Annotated in this window: 18 protein-coding genes; 7 read left to right on the top strand and 11 right to left on the bottom strand. The window is 58.8% G+C overall.

Annotation, left to right across the window (positions count from 1 at the left end; all coding sequences use genetic code 11):
• The first annotated feature begins 90 nt into the window (after positions 1–90).
• From treP to tadA, 7 genes are all read left to right on the top strand, one after another.
• Positions 91–1,533 (top strand): PTS system trehalose-specific EIIBC component, encoded by a 1,443-nt coding sequence (gene treP / locus AC3WMT_RS18985; protein ID WP_103304559.1) that lies wholly within the window; start codon positions 91–93, stop codon positions 1,531–1,533.
• A 44-nt stretch (positions 1,534–1,577) separates the two neighbouring features.
• Positions 1,578–3,224, top strand: coding sequence for an alpha,alpha-phosphotrehalase (gene treC / locus AC3WMT_RS18980; RefSeq protein ID WP_103304560.1), 1,647 nt, complete (start codon positions 1,578–1,580; stop codon positions 3,222–3,224).
• Positions 3,225–3,328: 104 nt separating this feature from the next.
• Positions 3,329–4,552, top strand: a complete 1,224-nt coding sequence (locus AC3WMT_RS18975) for a maltoporin (RefSeq protein WP_103304561.1) — start codon at positions 3,329–3,331, stop codon at positions 4,550–4,552.
• Positions 4,553–4,614: 62 nt separating this feature from the next.
• On the top strand, positions 4,615–7,152 hold the full coding sequence (ptsP, locus tag AC3WMT_RS18970) for a phosphoenolpyruvate--protein phosphotransferase (RefSeq protein ID WP_103304562.1): 2,538 nt from the start codon (positions 4,615–4,617) through the stop codon (positions 7,150–7,152).
• A gap of 2 nt (positions 7,153–7,154) precedes the next feature.
• Positions 7,155–7,445 (top strand): PTS sugar transporter subunit IIB, encoded by a 291-nt coding sequence (locus AC3WMT_RS18965; RefSeq protein ID WP_103304563.1) that lies wholly within the window; start codon positions 7,155–7,157, stop codon positions 7,443–7,445.
• A 117-nt stretch (positions 7,446–7,562) separates the two neighbouring features.
• A complete protein-coding gene (locus tag AC3WMT_RS18960) occupies positions 7,563–8,939 on the top strand; it encodes a multicopper oxidase family protein (protein ID WP_103304564.1) in 1,377 nt (458 codons plus the stop codon).
• Complete coding sequence (gene tadA / locus AC3WMT_RS18955; RefSeq protein ID WP_103304565.1) at positions 8,939–9,436, top strand: tRNA adenosine(34) deaminase TadA; 498 nt, start codon at positions 8,939–8,941, stop codon at positions 9,434–9,436. The genes AC3WMT_RS18960 and tadA overlap by 1 nt, the downstream gene beginning before the upstream one ends.
• Positions 9,437–9,566: 130 nt before the next feature.
• Here tadA and cmoB read toward each other — a convergent pair whose 3' ends face one another.
• From cmoB to AC3WMT_RS18900, 11 genes are all read right to left on the bottom strand, one after another.
• Positions 9,567–10,523 carry a tRNA 5-methoxyuridine(34)/uridine 5-oxyacetic acid(34) synthase CmoB gene (cmoB, locus tag AC3WMT_RS18950; RefSeq protein ID WP_103304566.1) on the bottom strand — a complete coding sequence of 319 codons (957 nt, stop codon included), beginning with the start codon at positions 10,521–10,523 and terminating at the stop codon, positions 9,567–9,569.
• On the bottom strand, positions 10,520–11,263 hold the full coding sequence (cmoA, locus tag AC3WMT_RS18945) for a carboxy-S-adenosyl-L-methionine synthase CmoA (protein WP_103304567.1): 744 nt from the start codon (positions 11,261–11,263) through the stop codon (positions 10,520–10,522). The genes cmoB and cmoA overlap by 4 nt, the downstream gene beginning before the upstream one ends.
• Positions 11,264–11,408: 145 nt before the next feature.
• Positions 11,409–11,912: a hypothetical protein gene (locus tag AC3WMT_RS18940; protein ID WP_103304568.1), complete on the bottom strand. Its 504-nt coding sequence runs from the start codon at positions 11,910–11,912 to the stop codon at positions 11,409–11,411.
• Positions 11,913–12,034: 122 nt separating this feature from the next.
• Positions 12,035–12,685: a lysoplasmalogenase gene (locus AC3WMT_RS18935; protein ID WP_177431406.1), complete on the bottom strand. Its 651-nt coding sequence runs from the start codon at positions 12,683–12,685 to the stop codon at positions 12,035–12,037.
• A gap of 2 nt (positions 12,686–12,687) precedes the next feature.
• Positions 12,688–13,080, bottom strand: coding sequence for a protease inhibitor I42 family protein (locus AC3WMT_RS18930; RefSeq protein WP_103304570.1), 393 nt, complete (start codon positions 13,078–13,080; stop codon positions 12,688–12,690).
• A 281-nt stretch (positions 13,081–13,361) separates the two neighbouring features.
• Positions 13,362–13,751: a hypothetical protein gene (locus AC3WMT_RS18925; RefSeq protein WP_103304571.1), complete on the bottom strand. Its 390-nt coding sequence runs from the start codon at positions 13,749–13,751 to the stop codon at positions 13,362–13,364.
• A 184-nt stretch (positions 13,752–13,935) separates the two neighbouring features.
• The gene (gene lon / locus AC3WMT_RS18920; RefSeq protein ID WP_103304572.1) at positions 13,936–16,359 is read right to left on the bottom strand and encodes an endopeptidase La; all 2,424 of its coding nucleotides are present in this window, start codon (positions 16,357–16,359) and stop codon (positions 13,936–13,938) included.
• A gap of 646 nt (positions 16,360–17,005) precedes the next feature.
• A complete protein-coding gene (locus AC3WMT_RS18915) occupies positions 17,006–17,467 on the bottom strand; it encodes a hypothetical protein (RefSeq protein WP_103304573.1) in 462 nt (153 codons plus the stop codon).
• A 95-nt stretch (positions 17,468–17,562) separates the two neighbouring features.
• Positions 17,563–18,015, bottom strand: a complete 453-nt coding sequence (locus AC3WMT_RS18910) for a hypothetical protein (protein WP_103304574.1) — start codon at positions 18,013–18,015, stop codon at positions 17,563–17,565.
• A 292-nt stretch (positions 18,016–18,307) separates the two neighbouring features.
• Entirely contained in the window at positions 18,308–18,673 is a 366-nt protein-coding gene (locus AC3WMT_RS18905; RefSeq protein ID WP_103304575.1) for a DUF6124 family protein, read from the bottom strand.
• Positions 18,674–19,191: 518 nt separating this feature from the next.
• Positions 19,192–21,603: a glucose/quinate/shikimate family membrane-bound PQQ-dependent dehydrogenase gene (locus tag AC3WMT_RS18900; protein WP_103304576.1), complete on the bottom strand. Its 2,412-nt coding sequence runs from the start codon at positions 21,601–21,603 to the stop codon at positions 19,192–19,194.
• Between the last annotated feature and the right edge of the window lie 120 nt (positions 21,604–21,723).

Raw genomic sequence — 21,723 nt, 5'->3', positions numbered from 1 at the left:
ACAGACGAGTTATTGCATTAACTCGTCTGTACGAGTATTTTTCGCTTCGGCGTGCTGCCAATAACAACAATCCACAGTGGAAGAACAAGCATGAGCCACGACTATCCGAAGATCGCCAGCGAGCTGCTGCAAAGCCTCGGCGGCAGTGAAAATCTCGAACAGGCCGCCCATTGCGTCACGCGATTGCGCCTGGCCCTGAAGAATCCCGGCCTGGTCGACAGCGCCACGCTCAACCAGATCGATCTGGTCAAAGGCTCGTTCTTCACCGGCGGTCTGTATCAGGTAGTGATCGGTCCGGGCGAGGTGGAAAAGGTCTACGCCGAACTGCGTCGCCAGACCGGTCTCGCCGCGTCGACCATCGCCGACGTCAAACAGAAAAGCGCCGAAAAGATCAACGCCATGCAGCGCCTGGTGCGGGTGTTTTCCGATGTGTTCATGCCCATCCTGCCGGCGCTGATCATTGCCGGCCTGCTGATGGGCATCAACAATCTGCTCGGTGCCAAGGGCATGTTCATCGAGGGCCAGACCCTGCTGGACGCCTACCCGAAACTCGACGGGCTCTGGAGCCTGATCAATCTGATGGCCAACACCTCCTTTGTGTTTCTGCCGGCACTGGTGGGCTGGTCGGCGGCCAAGCGTTTTGGCGGCAGCGAAATCCTCGGCATCGTGCTCGGCCTGATGCTGGTTCACCCGGATCTGCTCAACGCCTGGAACTACGGCAAGGCCGTGGCCGGGCTGGACGGGCAACACATGCCGTACTTCGACATCCTCGGCCTGTTTCAGGTGGAGAAAGTCGGTTATCAGGGGCAGATCCTGCCGATATTGCTGGCCGCGTACGTGATGAGCGTCATCGAGAAATGGCTGCGGGCGCGTGTGCCCAATGCGGTGCAATTGCTGGTGGTGCCGATCACCACCATCGTTGTCACGGGTGTGCTGGCACTGGCGGTGATCGGCCCGGTGACCCGTCATGTCGGCATCCTGATCACCGAAGGGGTGGTCATGCTGTTTGATCTGGCGCCGATGGTCGGCGGGGCGATTTTCGGACTGCTCTATGCACCGCTGGTGATCACCGGCATGCATCACATGTTTCTCGCGGTCGACCTGCAGTTGATCTCGACCCAGGGCGGCACATTCATCTGGCCGATGATTGTCATGTCCAACCTCGCCCAGGGCAGTGCAGCGCTGGCAGTGTTCTACATGACGCGCAATGCGCGGGACAAAAGCATGGCGTCGACTTCGGCGATTTCCGCGTATTTCGGTATCACCGAGCCTGCGATGTTCGGGGTCAACCTGCGCTACAAATTTCCGTTCTATGCCGCGCTGACCGGTTCGGCACTGGGCTGCATCTTCCTGTCGATGAACAAGATCCAGGCGTCGGCGATCGGCGTCGGCGGCCTGCCCGGTTTCATCTCGATCATTCCGCAGTTCATTCCGATGTTCGTGATCGGAATGCTGATTGCCATGGTTGTGCCGTTTGTTCTGACCTGTGCGCTGAGCATGAAGATTGTCCGTCCCGGCTACCGGGTTGCCTGATTCCAGACCTGCAAAGGGCTACATATTCAAGAGGGAGATGCGCCATGCAAGACTGGCAGCGTTCGGTGATCTACCAGATCTACCCGAAGAGTTTTCACAGCCATGCCGGCAACCCGACCGGTGATCTGCTCGGGGTCGTAGCCAAACTCGACTATCTGCAATGGCTGGGTGTCGATTGCCTGTGGATCACGCCGTTCCTGCGTTCACCGCAACGTGACAACGGCTACGACATCAGCGATTACTACGCGATCGACCCGAGTTACGGCAGCATGGCCGACTGCGAATTGCTGATCGCCGAAGCCGGCAAGCGCGGGATCAAGCTGATGCTCGACATCGTGGTCAACCACACTTCGATCGAACACGTCTGGTTCCAGCAGGCGCGCAGCAGTCTCGACAATCCATATCGCGACTTCTATATCTGGCGCGATCAGCCGAACAACTGGGAATCCAAGTTCGGCGGCTCGGCCTGGGAGTATGAAGCCCAGACCGGGCAATATTACCTGCACCTGTTTGACCACACCCAGGCCGATCTGAATTGGGACAACCCCAAGGTGCGCGCCGAAGTGTTCAAGATGATGCGCTTCTGGCGTGACAAGGGTGTGGGCGGTTTCCGTCTCGATGTGATCAATCTGATCTCCAAGCCTGCAGACTTTCCCGAGGACAGCAGTGACGGTCGACGCTTTTACACCGATGGTCCGAACGTCCATGAGTACTTGCAGCAGATGCACCGCGAAGTCTTCGCCGGGCATAACCTGATCAACGTCGGCGAAATGTCATCCACTAGCCTCGAACACTGCATTCGCTACTCGAATCCGCAGTCGCAAGAGCTGTCGATGACCTTCAACTTTCATCACCTGAAAGTCGATTATCCGAACCTGCAAAAGTGGGTACGCGCCGATTTCGATTTCCTCCAGCTCAAGCGGATTCTCTCCGACTGGCAGACCGGCATGCAGGCCGGAGGTGGCTGGAATGCGCTGTTCTGGTGTAACCACGATCAGCCGCGGGTGGTCTCGCGTTTTGGCCATGACGGCGAATATCGGGAACTCTCGGCGAAGATGCTCGGCACTGCCCTGCACTTTTTACAGGGCACACCGTTCGTGTATCAGGGCGAAGAGCTGGGGATGACCAATCCGGGGTTTGAACACATCGATCAGTACCGCGATGTCGAAACCCTGAACATCTTCCGCCTCAAGCGCGAAGCGGGTATCTGCGACGCCGACAACATGGCGGCGATCATGCAGAAGTCCCGCGACAACGGACGCACGCCGATGCAGTGGAACGCTGAAGCGAACGCCGGCTTCAGCAGCGTTGAACCGTGGATCGGGGTGCCGGCGAATGCCGCTCAGATCAACGTCGATAACCAGCTCGACGATCCCGCATCGGTACTGAATCACTACCGTCGGCTGATCGCTTTGCGGCGCACCGAGACGTTGATGTCAGACGGCGTTTATCGGCAACTGCTGCCGGAGCACAAGCAAGTCTGGGCTTACCTGCGCGAAGGCACGGGCGAGCGCCTGCTGGTGGTGAACAATTTCTACGGCACCCCGTGCGAAGTCGAACTGCCCATGGAGATCGACGAGGCATTGAACCAGCGCTTGCTGATCAGCAATTACCCGGACTGTCCGCGACGCAATCGACAGGTGAGTTTGCGACCTTATGAGTCGTTCGTGCTGCACCTGATCGATCCCTGATTCCTAACAGGAAAACCAGCGTTTCAAAAAACACGCAGAGCCCTGCGCGGGGGAGTTTTGCGCCGAATTCATGCAAACACACAATAAAAATAATGGGGTGGCTTATGAAAACAACAATAAATCGCAGCCTTGCAGTAGCAGGTATATGCCTCGCGTTACCACAGTCGTCGCACGGGCTGGAGTTCGGTGGCTACTTGCGCAGTGGCGTTGGCAATTCGCTCAAGGGCGGTGGCCAGTCGTGTTTCCAGTTGCCAGGGGCGCAAACCAAATATCGCTTGGGCAACGAGTGCGAGCAGTACGGCGAGCTTGAACTGCGCCAGGATCTGTACACCCTTGACGACGGCTCGGTACTCAGCGTCGACGGCATGGCCTCGCTGTACAACCGCTATAACCGCCGCCCGACGTTCAACGAAGACAACGGTTCGATTCGCCTGCCGCAGGCCTACGCCCAGTGGTCGGCGATGCCCGCGCTCAATGGCGGCTCACTCTGGGCCGGCCGCCGTTACTACAAACGTAACGACATCCATATTTCCGATTTCTACTACTGGAACCAGAGCGCCACCGGTGGCGGGATCGAGGACGTGCTGATCGGTGATCTGAAATACAGCTACGCGTTCTCGCGCAAAGACAACCTCTACCAGAAGGATTACATCAACCGGCACGACTTCAACGTCGCCGGTTTCAATACCAACCCCGGTGGTGAACTTGAGTTCGGCCTCAGCTACATCGATAAGCCCGACAGCCGCGATGCTCACCGTGGCTGGGCGATCACCACGCAACATGTGCAAAGGGATTTTCTTGGCGGCAAGAACAAACTGGCCCTGCAATACGGCGAAGGGCCGGGCACCGGGCTGGGCTACACCGGTAACGTCAAACTCGACGACAGCAACAAGAGTTACCGGATCGTGGAGTTTTTCGACTGGCAGGTGACGCCGCGTTTCGGCGGGCAAGTCGAGGCGGTGTATCAGAAGGACATTCGCCCGGACGGGGCTGACCAGAACTGGATTTCCCTGGGTGTGCGCCCGACCTATGCGCTCACCGAGCAGTTCAAACTGGTCACCGAACTGGGCCACGATCAAGTCGAAGCCCCGGGAGGGACGCGCAAGCTGAGCAAGTTCACTTTCGCCCCGACCTGGTCACCCAAGGGCCCGGAATTCTGGGCGCGCCCCGAGGTGCGGCTGTATTACACCTATGCCACCTGGAACGAGGCGGCCAAGCGTGCGGCCAACGAACTGGCCAAAGGCTCGGCACTGTCTGATACCGGCGCCTTCGGCACTGCGCGCCACGGTGCGAACGTCGGATTGCAGGTCGAATACTGGTGGAAATAAGCGATGCTGGTGGGGCGTCGCGCTCCACGGGCACTTCAGAGAACAAAACCGCAGGTGACGTCATGGCCACATCCCAACAATTGCAACTGCTGGCGCCTCTGTCCGGCGTGCTGATATCACTGGATCAAGTGCCTGATCCGGTGTTTTCCAGGCGCGTGATCGGCGACGGTCTGTGCATCGACCCTACTTCGTCAACGCTGTGCGCGCCGCTGGCCGGGGTGGTCAGCAACGTGCAGGCCAGTGGGCATGCGATCAGTATCACCGCCGACACGGGCGTTCAGGTATTGATGCACATCGGTCTTGATACGGTGAACCTGGGGGGGCAGGGATTCACCCGGCAGGTCGAGGAAGGCCAGCGGGTTGAAGTCGGGCAGGCGCTGATCGAGTTCGATGCCGATTACGTCGCCCTGCACGCCCGCAGCCTGATGACCCTGATGCTGGTGGTCAGCGGTGAGTCATTCAGTTGGTGCGTCTCGCCAAGCGGTCTGGTCGAAACCGGCCAGGCACTGCTGAGTCTCGCCAGCGCCACGGCGAGCAGCGAGGAACCTTTGATTGCAGAGGGCCAAAGGCTGTTTTCGCAATCGCTGAAACTGCCTAACCCGAATGGCCTGCATGCGCGTCCGGCGGCGGTGTTCGCGCAAGCGGCCAAGGCTTTTTCAGCAAAGATTTATCTGCACAAACAGCAATCTGAAGCCAACGCCAAGTCATTGGTGGCGATCATGGCGTTGCAGACCGCTTTCGGTGACAGCGTGCAGGTCAGTGCGCTGGGCGACGATGCTGAAGACGCGGTCAATACGCTCACCCGATTATTGGCCGAAGGCTGCGGCGAAGCGCTGACGGCAGTGGTTGCTGTGGCGCCAGTCGAGCGCGCCGAGGCAGAGGCCCTGACGGTTTTGCGTGGGGTCTGTGCGTCACCCGGTTCGGTATTGGGGACGGCGGTGCAGATCACTGAGCCGACGCTCGAGGTGAAAGAGTTCGGCGCTGGCGCACACATCGAACGCGAAACTCTGGCTAACGCGTTGATCGAGGCCGATATGGCCTTGCAGCATCTGCGCGACATCGCCATCAGTGAAGCTCAGGCGGAAATTTTCAAGGCGCATCAGGAACTGCTCGAAGATCCGAGTCTGCTGGATCAGGCTCAGGCGTTGATCGTTGAGGGTAAAAGCGCGGCGTTTGCCTGGCGTGCGGCTACCGAGTCGACAGCGACACTGTTCCAGCAACTGGGCAGTGCGTTGCTGGCCGAGAGGGCGGCGGATCTGGCTGACGTGGGCGTACGTGTGCTGAAACTGATCCTCGGGGTTCGCGAGCGGGCGCTGGAACTGCACGCCGGGACGATTCTGATCGCCGATCAACTGACGCCGTCGCAGACCGCCGGGCTCGACACCGAAAAAGTGCTGGGTTTCGCCACGGTCGGTGGCGGGGCGACCAGTCACGTTGCGATTCTGGCCCGAGCCTGTGGTTTGCCGGCGATCTGCGGGATGCCTGGGCAAATGCTCGCGCTGGCCAATGGCGCCCAGGTATTGCTCGACGCCGACCGGGGCGAGTTGCACTTGCATCCGGATCCGGAGGCGATCAGCCAGTGGCAAGCCAGGCACGAGCAGCAACGCCAGCGCCATCATCACGAGCAGGCGCAGGCGACGCAAGCAGCCTGCACCCGCGACGGGCATCACATCGAAGTCACGGCCAACGTTGCCTCGCTGAGCGAAACCGAACGGGCGATGGCCGTGGGCAGCACAGGCGTGGGGCTTTTGCGTTCGGAGTTTCTTTATCTGGATCGCAATCATGCGCCCACCCGTGATGAACAGGTGTCGACCTACAGCGCCATCGCCCGGGCGGTGGGGCCGTCGCACAATCTGGTGGTGCGTACGCTGGATGTCGGTGGCGACAAACCGCTGGCTTACGTGCCGATGGACAGCGAAACCAATCCGTTCCTCGGGCTGCGCGGAATTCGCCTGTGTCTGGCGCGCCCGGACCTGTTGCGTGAGCAGTTCCGCGCGATCCTCGGCAGTGTCGGCCTGACGCGTCTGCACATCATGTTGCCGATGGTCACTCAACTGGCGGAATTGCGTCTGGCCCGACAGATGCTGGAGGAGGAAGCGCTGGCGCTGAATCTGGGTCAACTGCCGAAACTGGGGATCATGATCGAAGTGCCGGCGGCGGCATTGATGGCCGACGTGTTTGCCCCGCACGTGGACTTCTTCTCGATCGGCACCAACGATCTGACCCAATACACCCTGGCCATGGATCGCGATCATCCGCGTCTGGCCAGTCAGGCGGACAGCTTTCATCCATCGGTACTGCGCCTGATTGCGCTGACCGTGAACGCCGCGCACGCCCATGGCAAATGGGTCGGTGTGTGTGGGGCGATGGCCTCCGAACGTCTGGCGGTGCCGCTGTTGCTGGGGCTGGGCGTGGACGAGTTGTCGGTGAGTGTGCCGCAGATTCCGGCGATCAAAGCGGCGGTACGCGAGGTGGATCTGCTCGACTGCAAGGCCATTGCCGAGCAGGTGCAGGGCCTGGAAAGCGCTGAAGAAGTGCGTGAGGCGCTGCGCCTGTATCAAGAAGCGACCGTCGATACCTTACCGGCTCTGGAGAACTGAACATGTTCGATAAATTGCAGCAGGCATTCTGGAAAGCCCTGACCCCGGATCTGGTGGTGGATGCACCGCCCGCGCAGGCCGAGCCTGCCGATGGATTGAGTGCCGAGATCGTCGCCGCGCTGGGTGGTGCGGATAACCTCAAATCGCAGCAACCGGTCGCGTTGACCCGCGTGCGCGTGGCGTTGGGCGATGTGTCGCTGATGGATCGCCAGGCGCTCAGCGAGGCCGGTGTCGCGGGCGTCATGCCCCTGGAGGGCGGGGTGGTGCACCTGATTACCGGCCTGCAAAGCTGAGCGCGGAGGGGATGTGCGGCCTCAGGTCACCCTTACTGTTTCTCAACCGCAGGTGTATCGTATTCGCCTTTTACGGGCCTTCAGGGTCTGTCGCTGATACGTGAGGTAGTTGAGTTCATGTCCTTTACCCGTCGCCAAATCCTCGGTGGCCTGGCCGGTCTTGTTGTCGTTGGCGTTGGAGCGGGGGGCGCGTCGCGTTACTGGCTGGGCAAGATGGCCGACGCCGAGGCGGGTCACGACTACGAGCTGATCGCCGCGCCACTGGACGTGGAACTGGTGCCCGGGCACAAGACCGAGGCGTGGGCGTTCGGCCCGTCGGCGCCGGGTACCGAATTGCGTGTGCGTCAGGGTGAATGGCTGCGGGTGCGGTTCATCAACCATCTGCCGGTGGCGACCACCATCCACTGGCACGGCATTCGCCTGCCGCTGGAAATGGACGGCGTGCCGTACGTCTCGCAACTGCCAGTGCTGCCGGGCGAATACTTCGACTACAAATTCCGCGTGCCGGACGCCGGCAGCTACTGGTATCACCCGCACGTCAGCAGCAGCGAAGAACTCGGTCGCGGACTGGTCGGGCCGCTGATCATCGAAGAGCGCGAGCCGACCGGTTTCAAGTATGAAAAGACCCTGAGCCTGAAAAACTGGCACATCGATGACGAAGGCAACTTCGTCGAATTCAGCATTCCGCGTGAAGCTGCGCGTGGCGGCACGGCGGGGCGTCTGTCGACCATCAACGGCGTACCGTTGCCAGTGATCGAATTGCCGGCCGGGCAGATCACCCGCGTGCGCTTGCTCAATCTCGATAACACCCTGACGTATCGCATCAACATTCCTGGTGTTGAGGCAAAGATCTACGCGCTGGATGGCAACCCGGTCGAACCTCGCCCGCTGGGCAAGGAATATTGGCTCGGCCCGGGCATGCGCATTTGTCTGGCGATCAAGGCGCCGGCCGAGGGTGAAGAACTCTCGCTGCGCAACGGCCCGGTCCGACTGGGTACCTTGCGTTCGGTGGCCAACACCGATGCGCCGACGGACTGGCCGAAAGCGCTGCCCGCCAATCCGGTGGCCGAGCCGGACCTGGCCAATGCCGAGAAACTCAACTTCAATTTCGAATGGGTCGGTTCGGTGTCGGTCAACGTCGACAACGGCAAGCCGCCAAGTCTGTGGCAGATCAACGGCAAGGCCTGGGACATCACCGACAAGACTTGTGCCGACCGGCCGATTGCCAGCCTGAAACTGGGTCAGAGCTATATTTTCGAACTGAAAAACATGACCCAGTATCAGCACCCGATCCACCTGCATGGCATGAGCTTCAAGGTGATTGCGTCGAACCGGCACAAGATCATTCCGTACTTCACCGACACCTATCTGCTGGGCAAGAACGAGCGCGCACAAGTGGCGCTGGTGGCGGATAACCCGGGGGTGTGGATGTTCCACTGTCATGTGATTGATCACATGGAAACCGGCCTGATGGCCGCCATCGAGGTGAAGTGATGCGCCAGATTCGCCCCGCGGCGATCATCGACCGCAGCCGTGATCGAGATTTCATGCGCGAAGCCCTGGCCCTCGCGGCGCAAGGTGCGGCCCTCGGCGAAGTGCCAGTGGGCGCGGTGCTGGTGCAGGCTGGCGAGATCATCGGTCGCGGCTTCAATTGCCCGATCAGCGCCAGCGACCCTAGCGCCCACGCGGAAATGGTCGCGATCCGCGCCGCCGCGCAAGCCGTGAACAACTATCGCCTGCCGGGCAGCACGCTGTATGTGACGCTGGAACCGTGCAGCATGTGCGCCGGTTTGATCGTGCATTCGCGGGTGGCGCGGGTGGTGTATGGCGCGCTGGAACCGAAGGCCGGGATCGTGCAGAGCCAGGGACAGTTTTTTACCCAGGGCTTTTTGAATCATCGGGTGTTGTATGAGGGCGGGGTGTTGGCGGAGGAGTGCGGGGCGGTGTTGACCGAGTTCTTCCGCGCTCGTCGCGCTAAACCAGCTATCTAAAAGACAACACAAAACCCTGTGGGAGCTGGCTTGCCAGCGATAGCATTGGTTCAGCCAACATCAATGTTTGATGTGCCGACGCCATCGCTGGCAAGCCAGCTCCCACAGGTTTGTTTGGTGGTTGTAAAAATTACTTCTTCGCGACAATCACCGCCCGCATCGGCGCCGGCAGTCCTTCAATCGTCTTGCTGTGATCTTCCGGATCAAGGAAGTCGCTCAGCGACTGATACTTCATCCACTCGGTACCACGTTGTTCCTCGACCGTCGTTGTGCTGACATCGACGCAACGAATATCGGTGAAACCTGCTCGCCGCAGCCACAACTCCAGCGCCGGCACTGACGGCAGGAACCACACGTTACGCATCTGCGCATAACGATCTTCCGGCACCAGCACTTGATGCTTGTCGCCCTCGACCACCAGCGTTTCCAGCACCAGTTCGCCACCCTTGACCAGGCAATCCTTCAGCGCCAATAAATGCTCGATCGGCGAGCGACGGTGATAGAACACGCCCATGGAAAACACCGTGTCGAAACCTTCGAGGTTCGGCGGCAGGTCTTCGAACGGGAACGGCAGATGCCAGGCGTTCGGCTCGGACAGATAACGCTGCACCGCCTGGAACTGGCAGAAGAACAGCCAGTTCGGATCGACACCGATCACACTGTCCGCGCCGGCACCGAGCATGCGCCACATGTAGTAGCCGTTGCCGCAACCGACATCGAGGATGCGTTTGCCCTGCAGATTCAGATGCGGTGCAACCCGCGACCATTTCCAGTCCGAACGCCATTCGGTGTCGACGTGCACGCCAAACAGATCGAACGGCCCTTTGCGCCATGGCGACAGGCCCATCAGCGCGGTGCGCATTTGCGCACGGGTTGCATCGTCGCAATCGGTGTCGAGCTTCAAGCCGTTGAGCAGATCGATTTCACTCGGCTGGATCTTCGGCAAGGCATTCAGCGCACTTTGCCAGCGCTCCAGGTCGCCGTGACCTTTCTCCATTTTCTTGTCGAGTTGCGCTTGCAGGGTGTTGGCCCAGTCGGCCAGCGGGGTGCCAGCCAGACGGCGGGCGAGGGGGGACAGATCAATCATGGCAAGGCAATCAACGAGGCAAAGTTAAGACACTGGAACCACGGCACGACTTTCGAGAACCCGGCGGCCAACAGGCGTTCGCGGTGTTCTTCGAGGCTGTCGGGCTTCATGACGTTTTCGATGGCACTGCGCTTCTGGGCGATTTCCAGTTCGCTGTAACCGTTGGCGCGTTTGAACGCGACATGCAGGTCGGTGAGCAACTCATGTTCTTCGGCATCGTTGAAGCGCAGCTTCTCCGAGAGAATCAAGGCGCCGCCAGGCAGCAACGATTGGCGGATGCGCGAAAGCAACGCGGTGCGTTGATCCGGGGCGATGAATTGCAGCGTGAAGTTCAGTGCCACTACCGACGCGGGTTTGAAGTCCAGCGCGAGGATATCGCCCTCGATCACTTCAACCGGCAGCAACTCCTGAAACATCGAATCCTGACCGTTGAGGTACTCGCGGCAACGCTCGACCATCGCCGCCGAGTTGTCCACCGCGATCACCCGGCAGCCGTCAGTGCGCACATGGCGACGCAATGCCTGAGTCACCGCACCCAGCGACGAGCCGAGATCATAGAGCACGCTGTTTGGCTGGGCGAACTGCGCCGCGAGCACGCCAAGGTTCTCGACGATGGTCGGGTAACCCGGCACCGAGCGCTTGATCATGTCCGGGAACACCCGCACCACGTCTTCGTTGAAGGCGAAGTCAGGCACCTTGTCCAGGGGCTGGGCGAAAATGCGATCGGGTTCTTTGCTCACGGCGGTGTCCGGCGGTGTCGGTGGAAAAGGCCGGCATTTTAGCCAAACTGGCGCGGGGATGCTTGGGTTGTCTGATAAAACGCGAGAAAGCGTTTGAGGAAAACTGAATGACCAGGCTCGCCGGGTGAGCCTGGTCATTCAACTTTTAATAAGTCTTGCGCAACATTACGATAAAGGTGGATTCGCCGGAAATGGTCAAATCTTCATTGAAGTTTCCAGACGCCTTGAAGTCGTAGTTGATCTGGTAATGCAATTTCTCGGGAGACACTTCAATGACCTCTACTGTGACAGTGCCGGTGGTTGGTTCATAAAGGATACCGGCGGAACCATCGCCTTTGGTGCCCAATTCAACGTAGTGGAATAAATCGAATGGAAAGTCTGGGTCGCTAACAGAATAGGAGCCGGACTCAATGGTTTTATCAAAGTAAAGCTTGAGGTATTTGTGAGTCCTGGCCAGAGGGTGGCTAAAGTTTGCGAAACTATGTAGCCCAATCAGATTGTTTGCAGGATCAGGATGGGCTTCGTAATGGATATCTTGAGTGTCGAATTCCACTCGGTTAGAGATCGTCAAATATGTTCTGGCACTGACTGTGATGAGAGGAGGGTTCGTGTCGGAAGATGTAAAAAAATCGCGGTTGAAATAGCTCATGGGTCTTTCCTTGAATGGCCTATAGGTAACACCATCCAATAATGGGAGCACCAGACTCATTTGGCACCTGACAGATCTGACAGGTTTTTATACCGTTTGGGAATGAACCTTTGGGATTTCAGTTATGAGGGTTGGTGACGCTTTAGGTTTCTATCAAACGCCGAGGCCGCAATGCCCCACTGTCCCAGCCAGTAGCTGAGGATGATGACGTACGGCGCAGCCTGGAACGGCGACACAAAACGATCGATACCGATCACGCTGTCCGAGAACACAAACGCCAGCGCACCGCCGGCCGCCAGCAGCGCCGAGCGCTTGGGGACGTCAGTGCCAAGACGGGCAAGGGCGCGCCAGAGCATGGCGCTTATGGCTGTGCCGTAGACAATCACTGGCACCAGCAATGGCCCAAGCCCGTTGGAAATCAGAATGCCCAACAGCGCCGCGCCGACCACGACTGCGAGCACCAGCGGCAACAGCGCCAGACGTTTGCAGTCACTCAGATAGGCCTTCAGATACGCCAGATGCGCAACCAGAAACGCACCCAGGCCAAACACGAACAAATCCCCCGGCCACGCCAGCAGCACATCGCCGAGCAGAGAGAAAATCAGACCCAGGCTGATCCAGCGCCGATAGTCGCTGGGCGGCGCATCATGCAGCCAGCCGAGCAACGCCAGCACCGGCAGCGGTTTGACCAACAGGCAGAGCAGCGCTGCATGTGTGCTTACACCGTAGAGAAACGTCACCGCGCCCATCAGCGCCAGAATCAGCCAACCCACGATCAGTTCACCGAAATCGCGCAGTCAAAGGTTTCCACCGGCAACACCTCGGGTGCCCACGGTTGTTGCGAGGTCAGGCGCAGACGTCCGGTGCCGGGGGCGAAGGCCTGGAAGCGCCAGGTCGAAAGCCCGGCAGCGCCAACCACGCCGGCATCTTCCGGATTGCTGTAAACCTCAGGGCTGAGCGCGCGCAACACGCCACCGGCCGAGTCCTGAATGGCCCAGCGATAACCCGTGGTCGGGTTGCTCGGCAGCATGATGATGAGGTTCTGCCCCGTGGTGAGCCGCACCGGGCATTCGCTTTGTTTTTCCACGGTCACGTTGTGTTTCGGCTGCGTGGCGCAAGCGGCCAGCAAGGCAAGGGCGAGGGGGAGAAACAGGCGAGTGGGGGACATAAGGTCAGCGGCTCCAGCGTTGGCGACGAACGGCGAGCATAACTGAAGATGAGACAAAGTGTGACGGTCGGGGCTGGCGTCGTCAGTCCGGGCGCCATCGCTGGCAAGCCAGCTCCCACAGGTTTCTCGGTTGAACACAGGATTTGTGATCACCAACGAACATTGTGGGAGCTGGCTTGCCAGCGATAGCGGTATATCAGGCACGACATGATTGTCAGAAGAGCACCTTTGCCACATCCGCAAACCGTTTGGCAAAGTGCAGGCCCACAAGGTTATGGAAATTAACTCACCTCAAGGTCGAAGCTGCCGAGAATGTCGACCTTTTCTATTACGTATTGGGCGACAACATGGAATGACATTTTGTAGCATCTTTTGGTCTCATCGAAATTGAAGGTGAATGTTCCATCTTCTGCCTCATAGAATTTGTGGTTTTCACCCTTGTCGAGATAGCCAAACTGGGTGAGTTTAAAACCGCTCACGTCTTTTTTTACAATTATGTAAATCCCTCGATAGTTTTTAAGCGGGTGGGGATCACCTTCTGTGCCGTAGAAATGAAAATGCTCTACGTCCTTGAATACCGTAAAACGAGTGGCTACGAAATCAGGCTGCTTTTCAATCTTGGCTTTAAAGCTTCCAGTAATGGTGTTTGTTACGGCAGATTTAGCGGTCATCTTTCGAGTGCTCCAATGAGGTGATAAGCCTCAATGGTGAACTGGACTACTCACAGTGGTAACTGTCAGAGTTGACAGGTTTATTAGATTGATTGGTTATGAAAATTTGCGAAGACTAGGCTCTTGAGACGAAAAATGGCCAGCTAAGAGCGCTGGCCATTTTAACTACTCTCGTATTAGTTGCTCAGAACAACACCTTCGCCACATCCGCAAAACGCTTGGCGAAATGCACGGTAATGCCTTCCTTCAGATAATCCGGCAGTTCCTCGAAGTTACCCCGATTCGGCTCCGGCAAAATCAGCTCGAAAATCTTCTGTCTTCTTGCCGCAATCACCTTCTCGCGCACCCCGCCAATCGGCAGTACATGCCCGGTCAGCGTCAGTTCGCCGGTCATCGCCACACCTTTTTTAGGCGCCTGATTACGGGCGAGGGAGAGCAGGGCGCTGGCCATGGTCACACCGGCGCTTGGGCCGTCTTTTGGTGTGGCACCTTCCGGCACGTGCAGGTGGACGAAGGCTTCGTCGAAGAACTTCGGATCGCCGCCAAACGACTTCAGGTGCGAGCTGACGTAGCTGTAAGCGATCTCCGCCGACTCCTTCATTACGTCACCCAGTTGCCCGGTAAGTTTGAAACCGCGATTGAGTGTGTGAATTCGCGTGGCTTCGATCGGCAGGGTCGCGCCGCCCATGCTGGTCCACGCCAGGCCGGTAATCACGCCGGTACCGGACAACACTTGCTCGTTGCGGAACACCGGATGACCCAGTGAGGCCTCAAGATCTTTCGGCCCGAGTTTGATCACCGCTTTCGGATCGTCGATCAGCTTCATCACCGCTTTGCGCACCAGTTTGCCCATTTGCTTTTCGAGCTGACGCACGCCGGCTTCACGGGCGTAACCGTCGATCAAGGCTTTGAGCGCGCTGTCGCTGATGCTCAGGCTGCCTTTCGACACGCCAGCCTTTTCCAGCAGTTTTGGCCACAGGTGACGCTTGGCGATGGCGACTTTTTCTTCGGTGATGTAGCCCGACAGGCGAATCACTTCCATCCGGTCGAGCAACGGGCCGGGGATCGAATCGAGGGTGTTGGCCGTGCAGACGAACAGCACTTTCGACAGGTCCATGCGCAGGTCTAGGTAGTGATCGAGGAATTCGACGTTCTGCTCCGGATCAAGGGTTTCCAGAAGCGCCGAGGCCGGGTCGCCCTGGTAGCTCTGGCCCATTTTGTCGATCTCGTCGAGCATGATCACCGGGTTCATCACTTCGACGTCTTTCAACGCCTGCACCAGTTTGCCCGGCTGCGCGCCGATGTAGGTGCGGCGGTGGCCCTTGATCTCGGCTTCGTCGCGCATGCCGCCGAGGCTGAAGCGGTAGAACGGCCTGCCGAGAGACTCGGCGATGGATTTGCCGACGCTGGTTTTACCCACGCCCGGTGGGCCGACCAGCAACACGATGGAGCCGCTGATCTCACCTTTATAGGCACCGACGGCGAGGAATTCGAGGATGCGGTCCTTGATGTCGTCGAGGCCGGCGTGGTGTTTGTCGAGCACCTTGCGCGCGTGCTTGAGGTCGAGTTTGTCCTCGCCGTACACGCCCCATGGCACTGACGTTGCCCAGTCGAGGTAATTGCGGGTGACCGCGTACTCCGGCGAACCGGTTTCAAGGATCGACAGTTTGTGCATTTCTTCTTCGAGGCGCTTCTGCACCTGCGCCGGCAGGACTTTGCCTTCCAGGCGTTGTTCGAACTGTTCGAGGTCGGCGCTGCGGTCGTCCTTGGTCAGGCCAAGCTCCTGCTGGATGACTTTCAGCTGTTCCTTGAGGAAGAACTCGCGCTGATGTTCGCCGATCTTGCGGTTAACTTCCGCCGAGATCTCTTTTTGCAGACGCGCGACTTCGACTTCCTTGCGCAGCATCGGCAGGACTTTTTCCATGCGCTTGAGCATCGGCACGCAGTCGAGCACTTCTTGCAGCTCGGGGCCGGTGGCGGAGGTCAGGGCGGCGGCGAAGTCAGTCAGCGGCGATGGGTCGTTGGGGCTGAAGCGGTTGAGGTAGTTCTTCAGCTCTTCGCTGTACAGCGGGTTGAGCGGCAGCAGTTCCTTGATCGCGTTGATCAGCGCCATGCCGTAGGCCTTGACCTCGTCGGTTGGCTCGGTGGGCTGGTGCGGGTATTCGACTTCGACCAGGTACGGCGGGCGATGGTGTTTCAGCCAGGTTTTGATGCGTACGCGGCTAAGGCCTTGGGCGACGAACTGCAGTTTGCCGTTTTCGCGGCTGGCGTGGTGGACTTTGACCAGGGTGCCGTATTGCGGCAGGGCGTCGGTGTTGAAGTGGCGCGGGTCTTCCTGGGGGGTGTCCATGAAGAACAGGGCCAGGGAGTGGTGATCGGATTTGCTGACCAGTTCGAGGGTTTCGGCCCAGGGTTCTTCGTTGACGATGACCGGCAGGACCTGGGCCGGGAAGAACGGGCGGTTGTGGATCGGGATGATGTAGACCTTGTCCGGCAGGTTCTGGCCGGGCAGGGCGAGGCCTTTGCCGGAGGAGGTGTGTTCGATGTGTTCGGCTTCGGTTTCGGTGTAGTCGTCTGGGTTTTCCGGGAATTCTTGCTGGTCGCTCATGGGGCACCTGCGCAATGGAGTATGGGTCTTAGATGGGGCAGGCTGGTGGTGGTTTCAATGGTGGGGGTGTGTTTCTGTTTGTGTGTTCAGGGTTTTGACAGGGTTCGCGCTTTGGGCTTGGCGGCCTTTGGGCCGACCATGTTGTGGTGGTTTGGTGTGTATATCCGTTTTTTGGTGATGGCGGCTTAGGGTTCCGCCCTTACGGCGGGTCACTTTTTCCAGACGCCGAAAAAGTAACCAAAAAGGCTTGCTCCTGCGTGCGGCCCGCTCGCTGGGGCTCGGGGTTCCTTCGCTGCGGGATTGATCCGGGGGGCATCGCCTCCGGTTTGCTTCGCTGCACCTCCTCTCGATGTGTTCGACTTCGTCGAACGGCGCTGCGCGCCTACCCCCGGATCAATCCCTCCGCTCAGCCTTCCGACGTCGCCCGTGGATCAAGATCAAGAGCTGCAGCCGAGCTAACGCTCATCCTGTTGAGTGGGGCGGCATGCGCCGCGTGCGGGGGTGTTCTCAATTTCTTATGGGAGCTGGCTTGCCAGCGATGGCGGCCTGATTGCTAAACAAGTCCTGGAGCCGTGGGTTTAGGTCTGCTGGCCTCCGCCCGTTTTCTGACTGGATGCGTTTAAATCTTGCTGACGGACGCGATCCGTCACTCTTCAATATGTTCGAGGTCCGAGACGTCGATATTACCTACCACTTGATGTCGGCGATTGGTATCGAAATCCGTAAAGGTAAAATTGAACGAGGCCTTGAAGGTTCCTTCGTTTATATCGAATTCTGATATTTCAAGATGACCGGCGCCTTTATCACTGTTGTAGCCTTTGGTGTGTCCACCTTCTGTATACGAGAAGGAGGGCGGAACAGGAAGATTGTTTGGGTGGAATTCATACCGGCCTTGTTTGATGTTCGCTGAAAAATTGAGCTGTATGCAAAAGGAAACGGTAGAGGAGTGCGGGTAAGTTGCATATAACGCAACCTCTTTTCCATTAGTGGTAAATATAGTGGGTTGCCCTTCGAAGTTGCTGATGATGTAGTTGTTGTTAATCGCAGCAGTCAGATCGCCAGTGCCCGGTTTCCTTGCACTGTTCAATTGCAAGTCGTTAATTGACATGTTTTTGTCCTTCATTGAGTGAGATGAGCCAGTTCGTGTCCGTTTGGCCGGGCAGAAAATGCAGGATTGACCCGACTACAAATCTGATCCGTATGTCAGACAGGCCACGTCAGTTCCTGCAGCAAAAAGAACCCGCTACCCGTGAGTTCACGCGTTTCTTCACCGTGGAGTGCCTTCCCGGATAGTTTGAATCCATCGAGCGAGTATCGGTAAAGGTTGGAGTTGAGTTGGGTCACCGCAATGGCCGAAACGGATGTCAGGTCATACTGATAAACCTGAATACCGCGTTCGGTAACGACGCTTTCAGAGTAGCCAGAGATAGTGGGGGTCAGCAGTTTGCGAAGTGAGATCGAGACGGTTCTTTTGCTCGACAAAGTCCCGTTTTCCTCAAAAGAAAAATTGTACCCACCCAACGGGTTGAAGGACACGGAAGTGGCTGTTGTCGTGTAACTGGCCAGATTGACCGGCGTACCGCCAATGGTGCCTTTCACATCAATCATAAGAGAGCCATTTGCGAAGACTGCTGGCGATGCCTTTGGATTTGTCATGGGCGCTTCCTTTGAATAATTCAGTTGGAGAAGGAAGTCTGAGAGAGCGGGTAAAAATAGTGAACTGTCATATCTGACAGGTTTTTATACCTTTTCGCGATGGTTTTTTTTGAGAGGGGTTATATAGGGCCAGGATGATCAAGCCTGGGCATTCGTGCTCGCGAAATTGGTGTGTCAGCCACCCTGCATATTGAGCGCTACTGTGAACGAGCGCATAGAAAACCGTGCGCCTGAAATGGATGTGCGATTGCAGGTGATTGCACATCCATTTCAGGCGCAGGGCTTATCATTCTCAACTTTGTGAAGGGATTTCAAGGTTATCCAGCACGCGGTTCACGGCCAGTTCCGCGAGCATGATGATTTGCTGGATCGCCATGATCGTGCGCCGCTGCGGCAGGTCGATGTAGGCGGCGACGTCGCTGCTCATGAGGCTCGCTTGTGCCAGTGATTCGCAGGCGTGGACCAGCAGGCTTTCGCTGTCCTGATCGGGCGCGATCTGGAACATGGTGCTGGGTTTGTGGAAGCGCGGGGTGAACGCGTTAGGTTTGAAGTAGTGATCGAGCGCGCGCTCGGCGGCTTCGTGGAATCTCTTGGATTCGGGGGATTCGTAGGGGGAGGTGTCGTTGTTTTCGGGCGGATTGGGTGTTGGCTTTTTCATTTGTTACTCCTCAGGAATTGGGCCATTCCTCTAATTGCCGCGACGCAAAAAGAGGGGTGGCAGCTGTACGCGGGTTCGCGGACCGACCTGAGGCATTCGGCATACCCGAAGGTATCCCCCGCACAGCCACCATAAAGCAAGCACTTGGGGTGCTGCTGTTAAGCGGTGGCAATTATGCCCCAGAAGTCGGGCCGCGACGCCCGTTCGCTGAATTTGCAGCGACCCCCCGAGCCTATCCAGCCGATTTCCGAGGCACAACCGACACGACTTGTCGGAAATCTCCCTGCAACTCCCTGCATCTGTAGGACAAGAACAATTCCTACAGCCAACGCTGATCAAACTGTGGGAGCTGGCTTGCCAGCGATGGCGTTCTTCCAGCCGGCATATGTGCCGGCTGACCCGACGCTATCGCTGGCAAGCCAGCTCCCACAGGTTTCTCCAGAGGATTCAAAATTGGCAGGCACAAAAAAGGCGATGCCCCTTTCGGGGCATCGCCTTTGTTTTACCGCCGCTAAATCTTACTCCGGCAGTTTGTACGCAATCACATAGTCACCCATCTTGGTGCCCAGCGAGCCGTGACCGCCGACAACCAGCAGCACGTATTGCTTGCCGTCCTTGCCGGTGTAAGTCATTGGAGTCGCTTGGCCACCGGCCGGCAGACGCGATTTCCACAACTCTTTACCGGAGTTGACGTCGTACGCGCGCAGGTACTGGTCGAGGGTGCCGCTGAGGAAGCCGACGCCGCCCGCAGTCACCATCGAGCCGCCCATGCTTGGCACGCCCAGGGTGAAGCCGATCGGGATTGGCGAGCTGTCGCGGCTGGTGCCGTTTTTGCGTTTCCACACGACTTTGCTGGTAGTCAGGTCGATACCGGCGACGTAGCCCCAGGCCGGGGCCTGGCACGGTACACCGAAGGGCGACATGAACGGGTGCATGATCACCGCGTATGGCGCGCCGGTGTTCGGTTGCACGCCAGCGGTTTCGCTTTCGCGTTTGCTGCCGGCGGCGACTTGCTCGCGTGGCACCATTTTCGAAACGAAGGCCATGTAGTTCGGGCTGGTGAACAGCATCTGGCGAACCGGATCGACCGAGACGCCGCCCCAGTTGAACACGCCGACGTTACCCGGGTAGATCAGGCTGCCCTGTTCCGAAGGAGGGGTGTACTGGCCTTCGTAACGCAGTTCCTTGAACTGGATGCGGCACAGCATCTGGTCGAACGGGCTCGCGCCCCACATGGCTTTTTCGGTCAGTTCCGGGGCCAGCAGGTTGAGGTCCGAACGGGCCTGGGTCGGTGCGGTGTGGTCGCCTTTCACGGCGCCTTGCGGGACCGGGATTTCCTTGATCGGGATGATCGGCGTGCCGTCACGACGGTCGAGGACGTACAGGCTGCCCTGTTTGGTCGGGGCGATCAGCGCAGGTTTCACGCCGTCGGCGGTTTTCATGTCGAGCAGGGTTGGCTGGCTGCCAACGTCCATGTCCCACAGGTCGTGGTGGGTGAACTGGTAGTTCCAGCGCACTTTACCGGTGGCCAGGTCCAGGGCTACAACACCGGCGCTGAATTTCTCGGCGCCCGGGGTGCGGTCAGCGCCCCACTGGTCTGGGGTCTGGTTACCCAGTGGCAGGTAAACCATGCCGAGTTTTTCGTCGACGCTGGCCAGCGACCACATGTTGGCCGAGTTGCGGCTGTAGGTTTCGCCCGGTGCCAAAGGCTCGGTGGCGTCTGGCTTGTCGCTGTCCCAGTTCCACACGAGATGGCCGTCGCGCACGTCGAAGGCGCGGATCACGCCCGATGGCTCGTTGGTCGATTCGTTGTCGGTGACGTGACCGCCCATGATCACCAGATCACGGGTAATCGCCGCTGGCGAGGTGGAGTAGTAACCACCGGCGGTGAACGGGCCGATGCCTTGGGTCAGGTCGACCACACCGTTTTTGCCGAAGCCTTCGCAGATCTTGCCGGTGTCGGCGTTCAGGGCGATCAGACGGGCATCAGCGGTTGGCAGGTACAGACGGCGCGGGCAAGCCTGAGCAACGGCTTTGCCGGCTTCCGAAATCACTGCGGAAGCAGCGTTTTCAGTTTTGGCGTACGCAGCTTCGTCGTAGTACGACACGCCACGGCAGGTCATGTGCGCGAAGCCTTTGAAGCCGACCGGGCTCTTGATCTGCGGGTCGAAGCGCCACAGTTCTTTGCCGGTGTCCGGGTCCAGGGCCAGCACTTTGCTGTGCGCGGTGCAGGCATAGATCATGCCGTTGGCTTTCAGCGGAGTGTTTTCGTTGGTCAGTTCGACCGGGTCATCGGCAGTCGGCAGGTCGCCGGTCTGGATGCGCCAGGCTTCTTGCAGCTTGCCGACGTTGGCCGGGGTGATCTGCTTCAGCGGCGAGTAGCGGTCACCGAATTCGGTGCGGCCATAGGCCTGCCAGTCGCCATCCGGCATGGCTGGCGCGGTGCTGGTGGTGTCGGCAGTGTCGCGGCCCAGTTCGCCGAAGGTTTCGCCCGGGTGGGTGAACAGGCTGGCAAGTGCGGTGAGGCCGGCCAGGATCACGGCCACGGTCAAACCGCCGGTGCCCATTGGCGCAGGGCCTGCGAGCAGCAGCGGACGACGGAACCACGGCAGCAACATCACGAAGCCGAGGACAAACCACAGGGCCAGACGTGGCACCAGTTGCCACCAGTCCAGACCGACTTCCCACAGCGCCCAAACGGTGCTGGCAAACAGGACGATGGCGTACAGGCCCAGCGCCGCACGACGACGCATCAGCATCAGAATGCCGCTCAGCGCGATGCCGATACCGGCCAGCAGGTAGTACAGCGAGCCGCCGAGCATGCTCAGCTTGACCCCTCCGGCCAGCATGGCCAGGCCCATCAATAGAAGCAGAATGCCGAGCAGGCTCGGTAGCAGACGGCCCCGACTCGAAGCACTTTCGGTGCTCATAGTGTGATTCTCCGTGACGTTTATGTAGTCCCGCGCTGTAGTCACTTTAGATGACGATTTGGCACAGGCATGGTTCAGATAAAAACTTGTGTAGCTAACGAATTTTCTTCGATCCCTGTG

The organism is Pseudomonas sp. FW305-7 (assembly GCF_058786735.1).
Note: the sequence above shows the minus strand (reverse complement) of the source record. Positions and strands in the feature narration are given on the sequence as shown.